15 protein-coding genes and 1 other RNA gene are annotated in these 18,256 nt (G+C 59.6%); 6 read left to right on the top strand and 10 right to left on the bottom strand.

Going from position 1 to position 18,256, the window contains the following annotated elements; genetic code table 11:
• The first annotated feature begins 22 nt into the window (after positions 1-22).
• From JJN09_RS03670 to JJN09_RS03655, 4 genes are all read left to right on the top strand, one after another.
• Positions 23-1,981: a DUF1302 domain-containing protein gene (locus JJN09_RS03670; RefSeq protein ID WP_249485739.1), complete on the top strand. Its 1,959-nt coding sequence runs from the start codon at positions 23-25 to the stop codon at positions 1,979-1,981.
• 163 nt (positions 1,982-2,144) lie between these two features.
• Positions 2,145-3,518, top strand: a complete 1,374-nt coding sequence (locus JJN09_RS03665; RefSeq protein WP_249485737.1) for a DUF1329 domain-containing protein — start codon at positions 2,145-2,147, stop codon at positions 3,516-3,518.
• Between the two features lie 179 nt (positions 3,519-3,697).
• Entirely contained in the window at positions 3,698-4,051 is a 354-nt protein-coding gene (locus tag JJN09_RS03660) for a type II toxin-antitoxin system HigB family toxin (protein WP_249485736.1), read from the top strand.
• 52 nt (positions 4,052-4,103) lie between these two features.
• Positions 4,104-4,577 (top strand): type II toxin-antitoxin system HigA family antitoxin, encoded by a 474-nt coding sequence (locus JJN09_RS03655; protein ID WP_249485734.1) that lies wholly within the window; start codon positions 4,104-4,106, stop codon positions 4,575-4,577.
• Between the two features lie 214 nt (positions 4,578-4,791).
• On the opposite strand, the gene JJN09_RS03650 is transcribed toward JJN09_RS03655, so the two are convergent.
• The gene (locus tag JJN09_RS03650) at positions 4,792-6,711 is read right to left on the bottom strand and encodes a methyl-accepting chemotaxis protein (protein ID WP_249485732.1); all 1,920 of its coding nucleotides are present in this window, start codon (positions 6,709-6,711) and stop codon (positions 4,792-4,794) included.
• A 253-nt stretch (positions 6,712-6,964) separates the two neighbouring features.
• Between JJN09_RS03650 and JJN09_RS03645 the strand changes: the two genes are divergently transcribed.
• On the top strand, positions 6,965-7,636 hold the full coding sequence (locus JJN09_RS03645) for a histidine phosphatase family protein (protein WP_249485729.1): 672 nt from the start codon (positions 6,965-6,967) through the stop codon (positions 7,634-7,636).
• Positions 7,633-8,454: a phosphatase PAP2 family protein gene (locus tag JJN09_RS03640; protein WP_249485727.1), complete on the top strand. Its 822-nt coding sequence runs from the start codon at positions 7,633-7,635 to the stop codon at positions 8,452-8,454. Before JJN09_RS03645 ends, JJN09_RS03640 begins: the two co-directional genes overlap by 4 nt.
• A 64-nt stretch (positions 8,455-8,518) precedes the next feature.
• On the opposite strand, the gene JJN09_RS03635 is transcribed toward JJN09_RS03640, so the two are convergent.
• The 9 genes from JJN09_RS03635 to JJN09_RS03595 all read right to left on the bottom strand — a co-directional run bounded on the left by JJN09_RS03635 (position 8,519) and on the right by JJN09_RS03595 (position 18,165).
• Positions 8,519-9,955 carry a glycosyltransferase family 39 protein gene (locus tag JJN09_RS03635; protein ID WP_249490752.1) on the bottom strand — a complete coding sequence of 479 codons (1,437 nt, stop codon included), beginning with the start codon at positions 9,953-9,955 and terminating at the stop codon, positions 8,519-8,521.
• Between the two features lie 69 nt (positions 9,956-10,024).
• Complete coding sequence (gene rimJ, locus JJN09_RS03630; protein ID WP_249485725.1) at positions 10,025-10,612, bottom strand: ribosomal protein S5-alanine N-acetyltransferase; 588 nt, start codon at positions 10,610-10,612, stop codon at positions 10,025-10,027.
• A gap of 238 nt (positions 10,613-10,850) precedes the next feature.
• Complete coding sequence (locus tag JJN09_RS03625) at positions 10,851-11,216, bottom strand: hypothetical protein (RefSeq protein WP_249485723.1); 366 nt, start codon at positions 11,214-11,216, stop codon at positions 10,851-10,853.
• Positions 11,217-11,505: 289 nt separating this feature from the next.
• Positions 11,506-11,895, bottom strand: a transfer-messenger RNA (tmRNA) gene (gene ssrA / locus JJN09_RS03620).
• A gap of 95 nt (positions 11,896-11,990) precedes the next feature.
• On the bottom strand, positions 11,991-12,269 hold the full coding sequence (locus JJN09_RS03615) for a hypothetical protein (RefSeq protein WP_249485721.1): 279 nt from the start codon (positions 12,267-12,269) through the stop codon (positions 11,991-11,993).
• 130 nt (positions 12,270-12,399) lie between these two features.
• Positions 12,400-15,222: an FAD-binding and (Fe-S)-binding domain-containing protein gene (locus JJN09_RS03610; RefSeq protein ID WP_249485719.1), complete on the bottom strand. Its 2,823-nt coding sequence runs from the start codon at positions 15,220-15,222 to the stop codon at positions 12,400-12,402.
• Positions 15,219-15,890, bottom strand: coding sequence for a lactate utilization protein C (locus tag JJN09_RS03605; protein ID WP_249485717.1), 672 nt, complete (start codon positions 15,888-15,890; stop codon positions 15,219-15,221). The genes JJN09_RS03610 and JJN09_RS03605 overlap by 4 nt, the downstream gene beginning before the upstream one ends.
• Positions 15,890-17,344: a LutB/LldF family L-lactate oxidation iron-sulfur protein gene (locus JJN09_RS03600; protein WP_249485715.1), complete on the bottom strand. Its 1,455-nt coding sequence runs from the start codon at positions 17,342-17,344 to the stop codon at positions 15,890-15,892. The genes JJN09_RS03605 and JJN09_RS03600 overlap by 1 nt, the downstream gene beginning before the upstream one ends.
• Entirely contained in the window at positions 17,341-18,165 is an 825-nt protein-coding gene (locus JJN09_RS03595; RefSeq protein ID WP_249485713.1) for a (Fe-S)-binding protein, read from the bottom strand. The genes JJN09_RS03600 and JJN09_RS03595 overlap by 4 nt, the downstream gene beginning before the upstream one ends.
• Positions 18,166-18,256: the final 91 nt, after the last annotated feature.

Here is an 18,256-nt window from a genome sequence, read left to right as displayed (position 1 = left end):
AAGAACAGGGAAGGAGGAACAGATGATCAACACTCGATTGCGCCTGTCTGGCGTAGCGCTCCCCGGTGTCGGTTTGGCAGGGTTGCTGCAACTCTGCGCAGTCGACGCGGTGCAGGCCGCCGAGTTCAGCGTGCTGGACAATCAGGTCACCGGCTCGCTCGACACGACCTTGTCCTACGGTCGCCTGTGGCGGGTTCAGGGCCGGGACAAGAACAACGATGACGTCAACACCAACGACGGCAATCGCAACTTCGACACCGGGCTGGTTTCCGAGGTGTACAAGATCACCTCAGAGCTGGAGGCGAACTACCAGAACTACGGAATGTTCCTGCGCGGCACCGCGTTCTACGACACCCAGTTGATGGACAAGCGCAACGACTACTACCACAACAACAGCCCGTCGCAGCCGAGCCAGAGTTATCCCCAGGACGACCGTTTCACCAGCCAGACCCGCGACATCGCCGGCAGCCGGATCGAGATGCTCGACGCCTACGTCCACGGCAGCTGGGACGTCGCGCAAATGCCGGTCACGGCACGGGTGGGGCGCCAGGTGTTCAACTGGGGCGAGGGAATTTTCTATCGCGGCGGGATCAACACCACCAACCCGGTGGACGCCGCCAAGTACCGCTTGCCGGGCGCCGAGGTCAAGGAAGTGCTGATGCCGGTGGAGGCGGTCAGCTTCAACATCGGCCTGACCGACAGCCTGACGATGGAGAGCTTCTACCAGACCAACTGGAAAGAAACCCGCATCGATCCGGTCGGCACGTTCTACTCGCAGACCGACTTGTTCGCCGATGGCGGCAACACCGCTTACAACAACTTCAGCGGCACCGCGCTTGATACGCCGGTGCCGGGGTTCGGCAACGTCATCGGTCTGTACAGCGCACTGGGCAACAACCCGCTGCTCGGCCCGGCGCTGAAGTCCACCGGCCTCTACGCCAACGGCGTGACCCCGGCCTACGGCAACACCCTCAAAGTGGCGTCGATCGGCAAGGACTACAACGCGCGCAACGACGGCCAGTTCGGCTTTGCCTTTCGCTACATCGCCGAAGAGCTCAACAGCACCGAGTTCGGCTTGTACATGGTCAACTACCACGCCAAGGAGCCGACCATCGCCGCTGACCTTGGCGGTTACAAGGGCATCGACATGAATGCTCTGACCAACATGCTCTCCAGCGTTGCCGGCAGTCAGGCCGGGGCCCTCGCCAACGGGCTGGCGACCGCCGATGTGATGGGCAACATCCAGGCCCATCGGCGCTATGCCGAAGACATTCGCATGTACGGTTTCAGCTTCAACACCACGCTGGGCAATGCCTCGGTGTTCGGCGAACTGGCTTATCGACCGAACCTGCCCATCGGCATCGCGGCCACCAACGACCTGATCGGCGATCTGGCCAACGGTGCCGCCGCAGCGGTGTCCGGCAAGTCCATCAACGTCGGCGGGCAAATGGTCACCCTCGACAGCCAGATCAACAACGCGGAGCGGGTGGAAGCGTTCAACACTTCGTTGGGCAGCATCTACAACTTCGGCCCGACGCTGTCGTTCGACTCGATGTTCGGCATCTTCGAACTGGCCTCCGAGCACCTGCGCGGCAGCAGCCTGCAATACACCGCCTACGACGGCAGCACCCGTTACTACGCCGGCACCGGCAACACTTCGTACGTGTCCGGCGGCGATCGCGACGATCAGGTCAACCGCAATTCCTACAGCTACACGGTGATGTTCAACGGCACCTGGAACGACGTGTACGCCGGGATCAACGTCTCGCCTTACCTCGTCTACAAGGACGATTTCAAGGGCAACAGCTACCAGGCCGGTAATGCCATCGATGGCCGCAAGGCCTACACGCTGGGGGTCAAGGCCAACTACCAGAACAAGCTCGAAGCCGAGTTGCAGTACACCGAGTTCTGGGGCGGCGGGCAGAACAACGGAATCCGCGACCGCGACAACGTCGGTTTCAACCTCAAGTATTTCCTCTGATTTTCGAGTGTGGTCTTCAGGGCACTCATCCCCCTGTGGGAGCGGGCTTGCCCGCGATGACGGCAGCACTTCCTACATCAATGCAGGCTAATCCACCGCAATCGCTGGCAAGTCGGATCGCCGCATCGCAGCTCCCACATATTTTTGTACTTTGGAGAAGATCATGTTTCACACTTCAAGACTGACCAAGATCTCGCTGACACTCGTCCTCGGCCTTGTCACCGGCAGTACGCTGGCCGCCATCTCGCCCCAGCAGGCCGAACAACTGAAAACCTCGCTGACCCCCATGGGCGCCGAGCGCGCCGGCAACGCGGCCGGCACCATTCCGGCCTGGACCGGCGGCATTACCCAGGCGCCGGCCGGCTACAAGCCCGGCCAGCATCACCCCGATCCGTACGCGGCGGACAAACCGCTGTTCACTATCACCAAGGCCAACCTTGACCAGTACAAGGCGCATCTCAGCCCTGGTCAGATCGCCCTGTTCAACAGCTACCCCGACACCTTCCAGATGCCGGTCTACCCCTCGCGCCGATCCGGCTCGGCGCCGCAATGGCTGTATGACAACACCCTGAAAAATGCGACCTCGGCCAAACTGCTGGAGGGCGGCAGCGGGTTCGCCGATGCCTATGGCGGCGTGCCGTTCCCGGTGCCCAAGGATGGCGTCGAAGTGCTGTGGAACCACATCACCCGCTATCGCGGCATCTACGTGGTCCGTCGCGCCTCCGAAGCGCCGGTGCAGCGCAACGGCAGCTTCGCGCTGGTGACCTCACAGCAGGAAGGTTTCTTCAACTACTACCGCCCGGGCGGTCAGTTCGCCGACCTGAAAAACATCCTGTTCTACTACCTCGCCTTCGTGAAAAGCCCGGCGCGCCTCGCCGGTGGCGCAGCGTTGGTGCACGAGACACTGGACCAGCTCAAGGACGCCCGCCAGGCCTGGATCTATGACGCCGGCCAACGCCGCGTCCGCCGCGCGCCGAACCTCGCCTACGACACGCCGATCGCCTCATCCGATGGCCTGCGCACCGCAGACGACACCGACCTGTTCAACGGCTCGCCCGACCGCTTCGACTGGAAGCTCAAGGGCAAGCAGGAAATCTACATCCCCTACAACAACTACAAAGTCGGCAGCCCCGACGTGAAATACGCCCAACTGCTCACCCCCGGCCACCTCAACCCGCAATACACCCGCTACGAGCTGCACCGGGTCTGGGTGGTCGAAGGCACACTCAAGCCGGGTGCGCGGCATATCTATTCCAAACGCGTGCTGTTCCTCGACGAAGACAGCTGGGGCGCGGCCCTGGTGGACCAATACGACGGGCGAGGGGAGCTGTGGCGCGTATCGATGGCCTACCTGAAAAATTTCTACGACCTGCCCACCACCTGGAGCGCACTCGACGTCTTCCACGACTTGCAGGCGCGGCGGTACTACGTGCAGAACCTGGATAACGAAGAGGCCTCCACTGTCGACTTCTCGCAACCGGTGCCGGAGGATGCGTATTTCATGCCGTCGGCGTTGAGGCAGCGGGGGACTCGGTGAGATGTCACCAGCTCCTTTCCTCCCAAACCCAATTTGGGTTGAGGGAGGAATCTTGTGACGAGTTCAGCGCTCCCGGCCTTTGACTGACAGATCCCGGATCCATAAAAATATCTGCTTTACAGATATCTGAATCCGAGATAAGTTGCTCTGCGTGTAGGGACGCCAGAACCGAAAAATCTATGAGAGTGATCACAAAAGCGGCGGTTGCGCGGGCTATCGAAACCCATAGCCAGTGGAGAGATCCTCTCACCTTATGGTTAACCATCTTCGACAGGGCATCCCTGCGGTTCGAGTCTTTTGAGAAGCTTCGCAAAGACTGGGCTATGGCATCAGGCTGGAACGTTGATCGAATCCCTCACTCGAAGCTGAGGATTACGAGTAAAAAAGGACCTCTTGATATTTATGTTTTCGATATCAAGAAAAATGAGTGCCGGGTCATTACATGGATTAACCCCAAGATCGGCACCATTTATATAAAGGAGATTTTGCCCCATGCCGGATATGACAAGTGGTGGAAGGGTGATGTTAAGTAGTGGGTCAGAATGAACCGTACTATTTATGTTTAATGAGATGAAGGGTGGCAACATGAAGCGCAATAAGGTCGAAGCCTCTGGACTGGATTCCTTCATAGCTGACATTTCACCCATGCTTGATGGTTTGGGCGATCAGATCGCTACGTTGTCCAAATTGCTGTCTGCCTGCCACGATCCGATAAAGAGCGATGCTGACTTGCAAGGGCGAATGGCGTTAATCGATGAGCTCTACTCTCATGCTGACAGTGAAGATCATGCAGCGGCACGATTTGCAGAGTTGGTGGCTGATCGTGTGTATGAGTACGAGACTGAAACCGTTTTGATTCCTTACTCCACTCAATCGGAAGCGCTTGCGTTTCTGATCTCCGAAAGAGGGGTAAAGCAAAAGGATTTGTCCGGGATTGCAACTCAGAGTGCCGTTTCAGAGATATTGAATAACAAGCGCAAGATGACCGTCGCTCAGATCAAAGGCTTTGCTGAGTTCTTCAAGGTTCCGGTCGAGTTTTTCATGCACGGTGTCGTTTGAGACGCCTGTAAAGGACGGTTGATTTCCAGAGCCCCGCCACACGTTGTGTACGCGGGGCTTTTTGTTGGCTCAGACAAAAAAATGGTGAGAGCAACGCTTGTGTAATAGCGGCTCAAAACGCTTCATCCAGTTCCTGAGGATGGCAATTTCAGGACAAAAAGAAGGGCAGCTTTTCAGCTGCCCTTCTTTATACATCGGCTTTCGTGTGCAGTTCTTACACGCGGAAATGGCTCACCATCTGCTGCAACTGCCCACCCAACCGCGCCAGTTCAACGCTGGACTTGGCCGTCTCATCACTCGCCGCAGCCGTCTGTTCCGACACGTCACGGACGTTGATGATGCTGCGGCTGATTTCTTCGGCCACGGCGCTTTGCTGTTCGGCGGCAGCGGCGATCTGTTGGTTCATCGACTGGATGTTCGACACCGTGCGGGTGATGTTTTCCAGGGACGAACCCGCCTTGCGGGTCAGGGCGACGCTGCTGTCGGTCAGGGCGCGGCTGTTGTTCATCACGGCGGAGACCTGTTGCGTGCCGTTCTGCAGACCGGCCACCAGGCCTTCGATTTCCTCGGTGGATTTCTGGGTGCGTTGGGCCAGGCCACGGACTTCGTCGGCGACCACGGCAAAACCGCGACCGGCTTCACCGGCACGGGCGGCTTCGATGGCGGCGTTGAGGGCCAGCAGGTTGGTCTGTTCGGCCACGGCCTTGATCACGTCCATGACGCTGCCGATCTTGTCGCTTTCCTGTTGCAGCACGGCCATGGCTTCGGTGGAGCGCACCACTTCGCTGGCCAGACGCTCGATCTGGGCGATGGCTTCGTTCACGACCTTGTCGCCTTCGCGAGCTTCGCCGTCAGCGGCGGCTGCGGCTTGCGAGGCCTCTTCGGCGTTGCGCGCGACTTCCTGCACGGTGGCAGTCATCTCGTGCATGGCGGTGGCCACCTGATCGGTCTCGATCTTCTGGCTGTTCACGCCGGCGCTGGTCTGTTCGGTCACGGCTGACAGTTCTTCGGCAGCGCTGGCGATTTGGGTCACGCCGTCGCGGATGCCGCTGATCAGGTCGCGCAGGGTTACGCCCATGCGCGCGATGCCTTGTTGCAGCACGCCGAGTTCGTCGCGGCGGGTGACGATCACGTTGTGGCTCAGATCGCCGCTGGCGATGCGATCGACCACGGCCATGGTTTCCTGCAACGGACGGGTGATCTGACGGGTGATGATAAAGGCAGCGATGACGCCCACCAGCAACGCCAGCAGGGTGCTGATCAGTTGCAGGGTGCGGGCCTGAGCGCTTTCCATGTCGCGACGATCGAGCTGGATCTGATACATCTGCTCGCTCAGGGTCACGATGGTGGCGCCCTGATCGGTCATTTCCTTGCGTGCCTGCACCGCCTCGGTGTTGGCATTCTTGAACGCCTGCAACGCGCTGCGGTAGTTGGTCAGGGCGGTTTCCAGCTGACGCAGTGTGTCTTGCTGGGTGCTCGAGAAGTGGGTGTTCAGTTGCTTGAGGCTGGCGATGGCCACATCCAGTTGGCCGACGGCTTTCTGCTCGGTTTCGGCATTGGCGGTGGCGGTGTAGCCGCGCACTTCATAGCGCGCCAGGATGAACGCTTCCTTGGCTTCGGTAATGGCCTGGAACTGTTCGAAACGTGTATCGCTCAGCGGCATTTGCTGCACGCGGGTGCTGATCGACTCGATCAGGTTGTACGCGGTCTCGGCATTGGCGGCCATGGTGTCGCGCGCGGTGTTGCCGGTGCGGTAGGCGTTGCGCATCTTGTTCAGGGACGTCTGGTATTCGGCGATGGTCGCCGCCTGCGCCTTGAGCAGCTTGACGTTTTCCGGGCTCTTGAATTTGCCGATCAGCGCCTGCTGTTGCGCAGCGAAACCGTCGAGGGTGGTCTGCACGTTCTGCGCGGCGGTTTCATCGCCATTGGTCAGCATGTATTGCAGGCGCACCACGCGCAGCTTGGTCAGGCCAGAGTTGAGCTGGGTGATGTCACTCATCCAGTTGCTGCGGTCAATCAGGCCGCCCAGGCTGGTCCAGCCGGTGAGCGCCAGGATGCAGGTCAGGGCCAGGACGAGGCCGAATCCCAGCCCCAGTTTGAGGTTCACGCTGATGTTGCCGAACCAGCTATTCATCACAATTCCTCCAGAAACGTTGTGCTTCTTGATCGTCAGTTAGGCTGGAAGATTGTTGTTTTTTTGAGCCAGCAAGGGTGTTAGCAGGACTGTATCGGCCGCAAATCCTGGAGCTGAAAGGATTTTGTCCTACGGAATTTGTAACAAGGGATCCCAAGACTTTTTTCACATGACTTTCACTGGCTGCCCACGGGGGCGTCTGTACCTTCGCCGCATCAAATGACAGTGATACAGGCTGGCGAGGCGAATTTTTGTGGAATTGAGACTGAGTCTGTTCGGCGTCAAACGCTCGATCGATCTGAGCGGTTTGGCCCGTTTTCGAAACGCCGGGGTTGTTCTGGCCGTGTCGGCACTGGTGATTCCGCTGACCCTGTGGCTGCTCGCCCCGGCGGCAGTGCCTGATCTCGCTCACGGCAATGTGGCTGGCGCGCAGGCGTTGGCGACCGGTTGGGCCAAGGGCGACATGATCGTGCTGGTGCGCCATGTCGAACGCTGCGACCACTCCAAAGCCCCGTGCTTGAGCGGCAACGACGGCATCACCGATCGCTCGCGCAGTGTCGCGGTCGCCGTCGGCGCGCAATTCGAGCATCTGGGCCTGAACCATGCCGACATCTATAACAGCCCGATGACCCGCACCGTGCAGACCGCCGGTTACATGTTCAACCGGGCGACGACCGGCGAAGACTGGCTGATCAGCTGCAAGGGCCGCATGTTGCAGGACGCGCTCGCGCACAAGGTGCCGGGGCGTAACCTGATCCTGGTCACCCACAGCGAATGCATGGCGCAGCTGGAAAAAGACCTCAAGGTCCCGGCCTCGACCCTCGGTTATGGTTCTTCGCTGTTCGTTTCCGCGGCCAGCCCGGCGGCCCCAAAGATGCTCGGCTTCATCGAAGCCTCTGACTGGCGCACGGTGACCACCCGATGAGTTCTCGCTTTTACGCTTACAACTTCGGCATCCCTCTGTTTTGTGCGGCGGTGGTGTTCCTGATGTTCGACATGACGAACATCGACATCGCCTTCAGCAACCTGTTGTTCGATCCGCTGACGAATACCTTCCCGCTCGACAAGATTCACTTCTTTGAAAAGCTGACCCACAAGTGGGCGCGGATCATCCCGAACTGGACCGCTGAAATCGCGTTGGTCGGCGCGATGCTGTCGGTGGTCTGGCCGCTGGTCAATCCGCAGAGGCGCCCGCGTATCGGCGGATTTCTGGAGCGCAGCAAAGTGGCTCCGGTGCTGCGTTTTGCCGCTGACCATCGCCGGGATTTTCTGTTTGTGGTGGTGGCTTTTGCGGTGTGTACCGGCGTAATCCACTTCCTCAAGGCTCACACCAGCGTTTACTGCCCGATCGAGACGACGTTGTACGGCGGCAAAATGGCTCACATCGAGTGGTACAACAATTTCCAGTTGTTCCATGAGGCCGGTGACGGTCGTTGTTGGCCGGGCGGGCACGCGTCCGGCGGCTTCACCATGCTGGCGCTGTATTTTGTCGCGCGTCGTTATCAGTGGCGCTTCTCCAGCGCCTTGTTGTGGGGATCGCTTTTGCTCGGTTTCGTCTACGGCACGACACGGGTCCTACAGGGTTGGCATTACATGTCCCACACGTTTTGGGCCGGTATCTTCGTCTGGTTGGCGTGTTTGCTGACGGCGCTGGCGTTTTATGGGCGCGCTCGTCTGGAATTGCCGGTGTTGAGCAAGCGTGAGCGAAAGGTGTTCAGTGCACAGCCTGAGGTTTCTCTCTGAAGCGTCGTCACTGAAATGAAAAACCCGCCATCATCGGCGGGTTTTTCATTTGCGCATCAGGGCATCAATAGCCGACGAAGTAGTACGCCTGGCGTCCGACCATCATGGTCTTGAGGACTTTCAGCGGGGCAGCGGGTTCGCTGTCCCCTGACATCACCGCGATGTTCGAAGGCGAGGCACTGAGGAAGTCCTTCAATTGCGCATCGGTATCCAGCCCCTTGAGGACACTCTGGGTATAGAACACGCTGGCGCCGCCGACCCGTTCGTTGGCTTGAAACAGCGCGACCTGATGGCCGCTGGCTTGCAAGCTCTGGATGTGTTCGGTCAGCGGCAGGAACGACAATTCCTTGTCCGCCTTCGGCAGTGCCCATTGCGCGGCACCGAGGTAGCTGGCGATCACCACGGTCAGGATACCGGCCGCCAGTGCCTGACGATGACGGGCGATCCATCCGACAAACCCGCTGTTACGGTCCTTCAACCTCTCGAACAGTACGCCCGCATATTCCGCCGCGATCACCGCCGCTGCGGGTGTCATCGACATCAGGTACACCGTGCGCTTGCTCGAGGCCAGAGTCAGCATGATGAACTGCGCAACGATCCACAGGCTGAAAAACAGCAGGTAACGATTGGCCTTCAATTGCTTGCGGAAGTGCCACAGCCCCATGTACACCAGAATGTTCCAGGGCAGGAACGCTTCGGGCAGTTTGGCGATGTAGTAGTAGAACGGCTCATAGTGCCCGGCTTCGACGAAGGAACCGCTGAAACGCCCGACGCTGTTGGTCAGCAAGACTTCTCTGACTGCCTGGGCGCCGCCGTGCTGATAAAGCACCGCGAGCCAGATCAGTAGCGGAATCAGACCGGCCAATGTCAGCAATCCCGGCCGCAGCCACTCGGTCAGTTTCAAGCGTTTGTCCATCAGGTTGTCGGCCAGCAGGTAGGCGAAAATCACCACCCCCGGCATCGCCAGACCGAGCACGCCTTTACTCAGCGTGGCGATGGCAATCCCGACCACAAACAGCAACGAATTGCCGAACGTCGATGCTCGTTGCGCCTGGAAAAACGCCAGCAGTGCGGTGGTCACGCCGAGTGCGAGCAACGCATCCTCGCCAACCCCGCGCACGTTGCTCCAGTAACTGGCCATGGTCGCCAACAGAATTCCCGCCGTCCACGCGATCGCTTTTGGCCGTTCGAAGCGCCGCAACATGCCGTACAACAGCATCACGCTGAGCAGACCGGCCACCGCCGATGCCAGTCGCACCGCCCACGGCGAAACACCGAACACGCGCATGGCGCCGGCATCCAGCCACAGACTCAGTGGCGGTTTCTCCAGAAACGGTTCGCCGAACAGACGGGGCGTCACCCAGTCATCGTCCAGATGCATCTCCATGGCGATGCCAGCGACGCGGGCCTCGGTGGAACCTTGCAATTGATGGTTGCCCAACGCGAAGAAAAACAGCAGGGCGGCAAGCAGGAACAGGGAAGTGGCGGCACGCGACGACATAGGTTTCAGATAACCGGAAGGGGCGAGAGGCGTGAGCATACTTCGCCAATGCTTAACAAATTGTGAAACTCACGCGAGTCGTCGCGACCAGCGCTGATCCGGCGCCTCAACCCCCGGATTGACCAGCGCGGTCAGCACATGATCCTGCCAGCGCCCGGCAATGTTCAGGTAGGCCTTTGCGTAGCCTTCTTTATCGAACCCAAGGCGCTCAAGCAGCCGCGCACTGCGTTCATTGCCGGGAATGTAGTTGGCCATGATCCGGTGCAGGTTCTGGGTCTCGAACATGTAGGCGATGGCGGATTCCAGCGCTTCCTGCATCAGACCCTGACCCTGATGGGCTGCATCGATGTGATAACCCAGATAACACGCCTGGAACGCGCCGCGGATGATCCCGCTGAAATTGCAGGCGCCGATCATCTGCTGACCGTCTGGGGTCAGCAAAGCCATATGCACCGCCAGCCCGGCATCGAAAGCGCTGGCCTGTATTTCAAGGCGTCGGCGGATCTGTTCGGTGGAGAAATAATCGGTGGTACGAATCGGTGACCACGGGGCGAGATGGCGCAGGTTGCGTTGATAGAAATCGCTTTCCAGAGGCGCCTGATCCGGGTCGAGCACCGCGAGCGTCAGGCGTTGGCAGGGCAGGGTCAACAGCGACATCGGGCGCTCCGGGTCTCGGGATTGATCAACAGAATTGCCCGGTGGGCGGGAAAATACAAACGCGTGGCCAAATCCCGGGCAAAAAAAAGCCCGCAGGAGAGCGGGCGAACCGTAGTTTCTTGAATGAGCGAGCGGACTGTACAGGTTTGATGGTGAAGGGGCTGTGAAGAAAAATTCATGTCGCTGAACCCCTTCGCTCAAGACGCTGGGTCTGCTGATTTCGGCTCTTTCAAGAGGGTCAGTGGCAGAGAACTGGCTTCGAATCGGCCGCCTGCTGCAATGGATCTAGCTTGCTCAAGGCGCTGCTGACCAGCATCTCTGCCAACCCCGCCAACTGATGTATCGCGACGATCCGGGCCCGTTGCACCTCATCCGGTCGGTGAACGAGATCATGCGCCATCATATTGAGCGCCGCGAGATTCTGGCTGGCGTGGGTCAACAGAGTGATCAGGTCGACATCGGGACGCACGCTGAGGATCTGATCGACCGGAAGAAGCCGGGAATTGCGCCTGCGGGCAACGGTAATGGGGCGTTCGGAAGTCGAGATCGTCCTGGACTCGGTAACCGGGGAATTTTCGGATGGATCGGGGGTGTCTTTTTTCATGACCGGACTCCATGTGAGGGGTGATCCTTGCGCTTCGGCGGGGCTGTGCCGTTCACCTGTGTGTTGCGAGGAATGGAGGGTAACCGGGTGGGGCGGGGGGCACTAGTTCATGGAAGTCGACGCGGGTTGAGGGAAATTTCCTAGGATGTTGTAAGGGGGGACAGTCAGGGACTGGTATGCGATCCGGATCAGGCTTTCGAACTTTCGAGAGTGCAAGCGAGGGGGAGAACCGGAAAGGAATCCCCAGATGCGACAAAGCCCGCACTTGGCGGGCCTTGTCGTTGAGAGTTGGTGGAGCCGGGGGGATTTGAACCCCCGTCCGCCAGTACTCCGCTGTCGGTACTACATGCGTAGCCGTGTCTATTAAGTTAACCCTCAGCGACCCGACGGGCAGGGTGCTTTGGGCGAGTTGTGTAAGTTTTAGCCGCTTCGTCCACAACGTACTGCACGGCGATTCTGTTCTATATGACAATCATTTTGGGTTTACAGACATCCCCTGATGATTGCTGGACCCGAAGGTACCAGGAGTGCATGTCAGCTGCAATTAAGCAGCGAGAGCAGCACCGTATTGGTCGTCATTGGCAACTATAAGTAGTTGCAACAGTGGATTTACGACTTCTGTTACCAAGTCGGCATGCACCTAAAGTTTCGCAACCGGCGTCGAATCCTAAACGGCCCCGAGCCTGATGCTCTGTACATCTCAAAGAGCAGCAAGCCTGCGCAGTGTACGCCAATCGGCCGTCAAGGCCAACCCGAAGGTTGGCCGGGCCTGGATCAATTGTTGGTGCCGGTGGATTTGCGCAGTTCCACAATGGTCTGCGAGGTTTCCGCAACACAGTCATCGATCTTGCCTTGGGCCTTGAGTGCCTGAGCCTTTTGCACGCTGGTTTCTGCACGCTGACTCAGCTCTGGCGACGATGACAGCTGCCCCTTGGCATTGTTGATGGTCTGGATATTGGCATCGCACAGGTCGGCAGGCTTGCCGGCAGCAAAGGACGTGGAAGCCATCATCGAGGCAGTAACGAACAGACCTAACAGTACAGAACGTTTCATATGAATCTCCTTGAACTGAGGGATCCCGACTTCGCTGGCCGTCAGGACGGGCAACCGAATGGAGGAAAAGCCCCGATTGTTCGGGGCTTGTTCTGTGGACTGCGGTCGCTCGCAAGGGTTCTATTTTTCTTCAGATGGCGGTTTCGCAGGTTTTGGCCCGGGTCACTCGATCCACCAGATAGACCAGACCGTGGTAGTCGATTCCGCCGTGTTGCGTCAGACCGATCTCACAGGTGCGACTGGTGGAAATCCCTTCGCTGCAATGCTGCACCGCATCCTTGAGGGTGCGCAGGGAATGGCTGTTGAGTTCCGGTGTGGTGAAGCCTTTATCGCCGGCAAAACCACAGCAATGAATGCCCTCGGGAATGACCACGGTTTTGCTGCACTTGCGCGCCAGATCGATCAACGCCTGGCTTTCCCCCAGATGCTGAGTGCTACACGTCACATGAACGGCAATCGGTGCTTCCTGCGGGGTGAATTCCAGCCGATCAATCAGATGCGTACGGATAAAACGCACAGGGTCATACAGATCAAGGCGAACATTTCCCACATCCTGCACCAGTCGCAATGTGCAGGGGCTGGTATCGCAATAGATCGGATCGAGCCCACCTCGGCTGGCGTGGAGTAAGGCGCCGATCAGTTCCTGACGCTTGTGCTCGGCCTGTTCGGCATAGCCTTTGGACGCGAAAGGCTGGCCACAACAGAGGTTGTCCAGATTGTCCGGGAGCACCACTTGATAACCGGCCTTTTCCAGCAGGCCACGGGTTTTGTCGTACAGCGACATCTGCTCCTTGTCGCCCGCCGCGGGGCCCATCACTCGCGACACGCAGGCCGCCAGATACACCACGCGCGGGCGTTCGTCCGAGATTGTCGGACTGAGGCGAATGGCTCTTTCCGGCTGGGGCATCGCGTTGCTCCACTGCGGCACCTGGCCTTTGGACAAGCGCGTCAGCGTTGCCGAAAGCTTCGCCAGACGCGGCGCACCCAGCAACATCCGCGCACCATTGGCCACGTGCAGGGTGAAGCGCGCCCCTTGCAGGGCGGTGGCGAAATTTCCTTCGATCCAGTTGGCGGTTTTCGTATGCGTGGCGTGACGGCCGCGGAGCTTTTTCACCAGTTCGCCGGTGTTGATGCCTACAGGGCAACGTTGCGCACACAAACCGGTCGCGGCGCAGGTTTCGATGCCCTGGTACTCGTAGGCTTCTTCAAGTTCGCGGGTGTCGATGCCGGCCCGTTTTTTCGCCTGAATATCTCGCCAGATCACGATGCGCTGGCGTGGGCTCAGGGTCAGGCCCTTCGATGGGCAAACCGGCTCACAGAAACCGCATTCGATGCACTTATCCACAATCTCATCGGCCGCTGGCAGCGGTTTAAGGTGCTTGAGGTGGATCTGCGGATCTTCGCTGAGCACCACGTCCGGATTGAGAATGCCCTGAGGGTCGAGCAGGCGCTTGAGTTGCCACATCAATTGATAGGCATCGCTGCCCCATTCCAGTTCGACAAACGGCGCCATGTTGCGCCCCGTGCCGTGTTCGGCCTTAAGCGAACCGCCGAACTCCACGGCCACCAGTTGCGCCACGTCGTCCATGAACGCCTGATAGCGTGCGACTTCTTCCGGGCTGTTGAAGCCTTGGGTGAAGACGAAGTGCAGATTGCCTTCCAGTGCGTGTCCGAAAAGGATCGCTTCGTCGTAGTGATGTTTGTCGAACAGCTCGATCAGGCGATTCACGCCGCTGGCCAGTTGTTCCACCGGGAAGGTCACGTCTTCGATGATCACTGTAGTGCCGGTCTTGCGCACGGCGCCGACGGCGGGGAAGGTGTCCTTGCGGATCGCCCAGAGGCGGGCGTTCTCGACCGGGTCCTCGGTGAAGTCGACCTGCTTTTCCACCGGGAATCCGCCGAGCGAGGCCATGATCTGCGCCAGTTGCTCTTGCAGCAAAGTGGAAGAGGCAGCGCGGGATTCGATCAGCAGCGCGCAGGCGTTGTTCGACAGGTGCTGTACGAATTCCGGCATGCCGGGTTTGTTCTGCACCGAGCGCAGGCTGCGGCGGTCGAGCAGTTCCACGGCGGACACCGGTTGGCTTTTCAGCACGGTGACGGCGTTGCAGCAGGTTTCCACATCGGGGAAAACGATCAGCGCCGAGGCCTTGTTCGGGTGGTCGATCACCGTGTCGTAGGTCACCGCACTGATAAAACCGAGGGTGCCTTCGGATCCGACCAGTAGGTGGCTCAAGATATCCACAGGCTCATCGAAATCCACCAGGGCGTTAAGCGACAGGCCGGTGGTATTTTTCAGACGGTATTTGTGGCGGATTCGCGCGGCCAGTTCGGCATTGGCTCGGGTCTCGCGGCCCAGTGTCGCCAAACGTTCCAGCAACTCGCCGTGGCTCGCGCGAAACGTCGCGACGTTGGCGGCGTCTTCGGTATCGAGTCGGGTTCCGTCGGCCAATACCAGACGGATCCCGGCCAGCGTATGGTAGGTGTTTTGCGCGGTGCCGCAGCACATGCCGCTGGCGTTGTTGGCGACGATGCCACCGATTTTGCAGGCGTTGATCGAGGCCGGGTCCGGACCGATCTTGCGCCCGAATGGCGCGAGCCACGCGTTGGCCTGAGCACCGATCACGCCCGGTTGCAGGCGGATTTGCGTGCCTTGCCCTCGGATCTCACGCGCGTTCCAGTTATCCCCAAGCACGATCAGCACCGAGTCGCTGATCGCCTGGCCTGACAGGCTGGTGCCGGCGGCGCGGAAGGTCACCGGGACCTGATCGCGCTGGGCCAGTTTCAGCAGCGCCACCACTTCATCTTCGGACTCGACGCGGATCACCAGTTGCGGAATCAGTCGGTAGAAGCTGGCATCGGTGCCGAAGGCCAGTGTCGACAGCGGATCGTCGAAACGCCGTTCGGCCGGAATCAGTTGCTGCGCATCGCGCAGGAAAGTCGCCGGTAAGGTCATTGGTCCTCCAGGATCAACACCACCAGGTCTTTCGGGCCGTGGGCGCCGTAGGCCAGCACTTGTTCGATGTCGGCGGTTTTCGACGGGCCGGACACCAGCAAGGCGTTGGTCGGCATGCCTTGCGCCCACTCGAATTCCTGTTGCACTTGATAGAAGTTGTCGCGGATCTGACTGGCCTTGAGCAGGGCGAAATGCACCGGTGGTACGAGGCTCATCAACCGTGGTTCTTCGCGGGTCGGCCAAAGAATCAGGCTGCCGGTGGCGGCAATGGCACCGAGGGTGCCGGTGAGGCTGGCCGGGGTGTCGTTGAACAGCTCGGCTTTCCACTCTTCCATCGGCCGGTCGTAGGATTTCAGCGCCGGCAGATCAGGATTGTTCGCCCAGTGCTGTGTGATGCGCTGCCCATGAGGCGTAGTCGGTGCGATTAGCAGGCTTGGCAACTGACGGTCGCGCAGCAGTTGCGCCAGCAGTGCCGGCCATCCATCAGCGGAAGTCAGATGGATCTCGGTGTGCACCGCTTCCATCAGTTTGCGCAGTTGCGGAATGCGTTGTTCGGCGCTGTAGGTGTAGGGCTGAGTCACCAGATCGACATCGAAGTTGTCGGCAATCGGTGTGGTGCCGGTCAGACTGTTCCGTAACTTGCCGAGGATGTTTTGCTTGGCGCTCATCAACGGTCTCCTTGTTTGGCCAGATGCTCGCGAGCCATGTCATGCAGTGAGCGGGCGGCGGGTTTTGGAGCGCTGTGGTTCTGCGTCCACGGGCCGACGTTGTTTGGCGCCAGCGCACGCAGTCGCGTGGCGAAAAACGCAAACAGGCGATACAAAGTCGGCGAGCTGTTGAGCTTCGCCCAGGCGTTCCAGATAAAGCGTTCCTTGCGCGAATACTTGCTGCCTTGGCCGCGCATCACTTGATTAGGGCTGTCGGGGGCTTTGACGTTTTCTTCGCGCAGGCGACGCAGCAGTGCCGGGATCGGAATCTTCACCGGGCACACTTCACCGCAGGCGCCGCACAGCGAAGAAGCGCTCGGGTGGTCCGGGACTTTCGCCAGGCCGACCATGTGCGGAGTGATGATTTTGCCGATCGGGCCGGGGTAAACCTCGCCGTAGGTGTGGCCGCCGACGCGGGTGTAAACCGGGCAATGGTTCATGCAGGCGCCGCAGCGGATGCAATTCAGGGTTTGGCGCAATTCGCTGTCGGCAAATGCCTGGCTGCGACCGTTGTCGAGCAGCACCAGATGCACTTCCTGCGGGCCGTCGAGCTCGTGTTCCTTGCGCGGGCCGGAGATCATGTTGACGTAGGTGGTGATCGGAATGCCCAGAGCCGAGCGGGTCAGCAATGACAGCAGCGGCACCACGTCGCGCAGGTTTTCCACGACTTTTTCGATACCGGTAACGGCGATGTGCACCGGCGGCACAGTCGTGGTCATGCGCCCGTTGCCTTCGTTTTCCACCAGCAGCAGGGTGCCGGTTTCGGCCACGGCGAAGTTGACGCCGGAGACGCCGATGTCCGCTTCGAAGAATTTCTGCCGCAGGACCCTGCGACCGATCTGAATGAGTTGGTCAACGTCCTTGGTGTATTCCACGCCAAGTTTGTCGTGGAACAAGGACGCGACCTGACCGGCATTCTTGTGGATTGCCGGCATGATTATGTGAGAAGGCTTCTCGTGGTCGAGCTGGACGATGTACTCCCCCATGTCGGACTCCAGACATTCAATGTCCCGAGCCTCGAGGAAATGGTTCATCTCCATCTCTTCGCTGACCATCGATTTGCCCTTGATCACTTGCCGCGCCTCGTGAGCGCGGATGATCGAAAGGACGATGCCATTGGCCTCGTCCACCGTTTCCGCCCAGTGCACTGTCACACCGTTGCGGGTCAGGTTCTGTTCCAGTTGCTCGAGCAGGTCGGGCAACTTGGAGAGCGCGCGGGCACGGATCGCATTGCCCAGTTCACGCAGGTGTTCTCTTTCGTGGGCATCGCTGAAAGCCGCTGCCCGCTTGGTCATCAGTGAATCCATCGCGGTGCGGAAGTTGTTCCGCAACTGCTGGTCGCCCAGGGCGTTGTGTGCCCGGGTGCGGAAATCTTCTTCTACGGCAACCGTAGGAATAATCGTGGAAGTGCTCATCGGGCACCTCCGGTTCGTTGCCAGAGGAAGCTCGCCAGGTGTTGCCCGCGCAGCGCTTCCTTCTGTTTTTCCAGCGAGCCGTTGATGTTCATCAAGCAGCCGCAATCGGCACTGAGTACCTGATGCGCGCCGGATTCCTTCAACGCTCGGGTCTTGTCAGCCACCATCGCGCCGGAAATGTCTGGCATACGGACGCTGAATGTCCCACCGAAGCCACAGCATTCGCTTTCATGGTCGTGATTGACCCGTTCCACGTTGCTCAACTGCGCCAACAACTCGCGGCCGTGCAGGTGGGTATTCATTTCCCGTCGCGCCGAACACGAGGTGTGCAGCGCCACTTTGACCGGCTCGCCGCTGTCCTTGAGCTGCACCTTGCAGACGAACAGCAGGAACTCGGCCAGCTCATAGGTGCGAGCCGCGAGGGCCTGAACCTGTTTCAACGTTTCCGGCTCGTCCTTGAACAAGTCGGCGTAATGCTCGCGCAGCATTCCTGCGCAGGAGCCTGACGGCACTACCACCGGAAAATCGCCGGCAAACAGCGCCAGTTGCGAGCGCGCCACCGTCCGTGCCTGCTCGGTATACCCCGAGGTGTAGGCCGGTTGTCCGCAGCAGCTCTGCCCTTGCGGGTAGTCGACCCGAATGCCCTCGCGCTCCAGCAAGTGGATCGCGTCCATCCCGGCTTCGGGATAAAACAGGTCAACCACGCAGGTGCCGAACAGGTAGACCCGCGACGGTTTCTCGCTCGGGTATTGCCGGGGTTCGGGCAGTGGCGGTGCAACGCGAGTGGCGTTGGGCACAGCGTTGTAAAAAAGCTCGCTCATCAGGCGTGTCTCCGGGTGGGCCCGGTTATTCGTCTGTTGAGGCTGCCGAATATAGAGCGCGTTGCTTTCAGCAGCCTTACAGACCGGGTTG

The organism is Pseudomonas sp. HS6 (genome assembly GCF_023375815.1).
Lineage (GTDB): Bacteria > Pseudomonadota > Gammaproteobacteria > Pseudomonadales > Pseudomonadaceae > Aquipseudomonas.
This window is presented reverse-complemented; position numbering and strand designations above follow the sequence as displayed.